The sequence below is a fragment of the Planomonospora algeriensis genome (genome assembly GCF_977012225.1).
Genome location: NZ_CDRNDK010000632.1, coordinates 1 through 2,944, shown reverse-complemented (window position 1 = coordinate 2,944; position 2,944 = coordinate 1). Strand labels below are relative to the sequence as shown.

Here is a 2,944-nt window from a genome sequence, read left to right as displayed (position 1 = left end):
TCGTCGCCGCGCGCGTCCGCCCCGGCCGCGCCGTGGTGACCGCCGTGGTGACCGCCGTGGTGGCCGCCGGGGTGGCGGTCGCGGGGTACGGCGGTGCGCGCGTCGACCAGGTGCATGGGACCGTACCCGCCGGAGACGCTCGGCGTGCCGCCGTTGGCGTCCCAGCGGGATTGCAGGTAGGAGACGGCGAGCAGCACGTTCTCCGGCACGCCGTACGCGCGGGCGGCCCGGGTGAAGGCGGCCTGCCTGCCCGAGGGCGGGCGGTCGCGCACCCGGTCCCCCGGGCCGCCCTGCGGGCTGTCCTGCGGGCCCGTCCGGAGGTTCGGTTCCGGGGCGGCCTGGGCAGGGGGCGCGGCGAAGACGGCGAAGGCGGCGAAGACGGTGACGCATGGCAGGCGGCGCATAGTGGTTCCTCCCGCCCGAACCACTACCCACAGTGACGTTGAATTACCTTGTGTGATCCGCGCGGCGGGATGGAGAGAATCGATGATTTCCTGCCCGATTCCGGGCAGGAAAGTTGGCGAATCACATTCCCCCTGCATATCGTCCTGGTCTGTGTCCACGGCATGGCATCCGCACGAGGAGCTGATCACTCATCTGACCCGGACGAGCGCGCTCGGACCGGGGGAGGCGGCGCGGGTGGTGGCGGACGTGCTGGCGTACTTCTCGGAGGGGGTCGAGGAGTACGTCCGGCGGCGCCACGCCGAGCTCAAGGCGAAGGGGCTGGTCAACGACGTGATCTTCCCGAGGATCGCGGCGGAGCTGGCGGCCCGCCGGGTCGCGCCCCCGGAGCTCTCCCTGCGCCAGTTGCGGCGGATTATTTACGGATAAAACCGTACAAAAGGTATAAATATCTCAGTGAGAGGGTGATGATCATGTGTGGAATCGTGGCCTACGTGGGCCCGAAGGACGCGGCGCCGATCCTGCTGGAGGGCCTGCAGCGCCTGGAGTACCGGGGCTACGACTCGGCCGGCGTGGTGGTCTCCAACAAGGGCCTGAAGATGCGCAAGGTCAAGGGCCGGGTGGCGGACCTGGCGGCGGTCGTGCCCGCGCGGTTCAAGGGGACCGTCGGCATCGGCCACACCCGCTGGGCCACCCACGGCGTGCCCAGCGACGTCAACGCCCACCCGCACCTGTCGAACGACGAGCGCGTCGCGGTCGTGCACAACGGCATCATCGAGAACGCCGACGAGCTGCGGGCCAAGCTGGAGGCCGACGGCGCGGTCTTCCTGTCCGAGACCGACACCGAGGTGCTGGCGCACCTGATCGCCCGGACCGTCAAGGAGACCGACTCGCTGGAGGAGGCCGTCCGCCTCGCGCTCAAGCGGGTCGTCGGCACCTACGGCATCGCGGTGCTGGACTCCGAGCGCCCCGGCGAGGTGGTCGTGGCCCGCAACGGCAGCCCGATCGTGCTGGGCATCGGCGAGAAGGAGATGTTCGCCGCCTCCGACGTGGCCGCGCTGGTCCGCTACACCCGCCAGGTGGTGCACCTGGAGGACGGCGAGCTCGCGGTGCTGCGGGCCGACGGGTTCAACACCTTCGCCAGCGACGCGCGGGAGACCGCCAAGGAGCCGCTGACCGTCGACTGGGAGGCCGCGCACTACGACACCGGCGGCTACGAGCACTACCTGCTCAAGGAGATCTCCGAGCAGCCCGACACCGTCGCCCGCACCCTGCGCGGGCGCCTCGACGAGCGCTTCAACGTCGCCCACCTGGGCGGCCTCAACATGGACGCGCGGGAGACCCGCTCCTTCCGCCGGGTGAAGATCATCGGCTGCGGCTCGGCCTACTACTCCGGCCAGATCGGCGCCCAGCTCATCGAGGAGCTGGCCCGCATCCCGGCCGACGCCGAGCCGGCCAGCGAGTTCCGCTACCGCAACCCGGTCGTGGAGCCCGACACCCTGTACGTGGCGATCAGCCAGTCGGGGGAGACCTACGACACCCTCGCGGCCGTCCAGGAGCTCAAGCGCAAGGGCGGCCGGGTGCTCGGCATCGTCAACACCGTCGGCAGCGCCATCGCCCGTGAGTGCGACGGCGGCGTCTACCTGCACGCCGGGCCCGAGGTCTCCGTCGCCAGCACCAAGGCGTTCACCTCGACCGCCGTGGCCTTCGCGCTGCTCGCCCTGCACCTGGGCCGGGTGCGCGACCTGTCGCCGGCCGACGGCCGCCGGATCTGCGAGGGGCTGCGCGCCCTGCCCGACCAGATCAAGGAGATCCTCGCCCTGGAGCCGCAGGTCAAGGAGCTGGCCGAGAAGTACGCCGGCTCGCCGAGCATCATGTTCGTCGGCCGCGTCCGGGGCTACCCGGTGGCGCGCGAGGGCGCGCAGAAGCTCAAGGAGATCTCCTACGTGCACGCCGAGGCCTACCCGGCCAGCGAGCTCAAGCACGGCCCGCTGGCGCTGATCGGCCCGGAGATGCCGACCGTGGCGATCGTCCCCGACGACGAGCTGCTGGACAAGAACCTCACCACGCTGGGGGAGATCCGGGCGCGCGGCGGGCGGGTGCTGATGGTCGGCCACCGCGTCGCCGACCCCAAGCTGGCCGACGACTGCCTGGTCGTGCCCAAGAACGAGGTCGAGCTGGACCCGATCCTGCTGGGCATCCCGCTCCAGCTCTTCGCCTACCACGCCGCCGTCGCCCTGGAGCGGGACGTGGACAAGCCCCGCAACCTGGCCAAGAGCGTCACGGTGGAGTAGTCGGACCATGGGGCCCGCTACGTCCCGTTCTGTGGCGGAAAGTGATGGTGCTGTAACCTAGAGTGCCAAGGGCACCCTGGGAAAGGGGCACCTATGCACCGTAGGCGGTTTTTCGGGATCACCGCGGGAGTCATGGTCGCCGCGATGGGATGCGGGACGACGGGCGGCGCCGGGCCTCCGGCGTGGGAGAAGCTGTCGGTCATCGCGCCGCGCCGCGGCGCGAGCCGACCGGGTGGCCGGGCGGCGTG

At 71.0% G+C, this 2,944-nt stretch carries 2 protein-coding genes and 1 pseudogene; 2 read left to right on the top strand and 1 reads right to left on the bottom strand.

The features are described from left to right. Positions 1-404: pseudogene (locus tag ACWJ6R_RS33685) on the bottom strand (N-acetylmuramoyl-L-alanine amidase); the annotation flags it as partial. A gap of 151 nt (positions 405-555) precedes the next feature. Here ACWJ6R_RS33685 and ACWJ6R_RS33680 point away from each other — a divergent pair. Then, entirely contained in the window at positions 556-831 is a 276-nt protein-coding gene (locus ACWJ6R_RS33680; protein WP_449066092.1) for a hypothetical protein, read from the top strand. A 44-nt stretch (positions 832-875) separates the two neighbouring features. Continuing rightward, a complete protein-coding gene (gene glmS, locus ACWJ6R_RS33675) occupies positions 876-2,696 on the top strand; it encodes a glutamine--fructose-6-phosphate transaminase (isomerizing) (RefSeq protein WP_449066091.1) in 1,821 nt (606 codons plus the stop codon). The last annotated feature ends 248 nt before the right edge of the window (positions 2,697-2,944 follow it).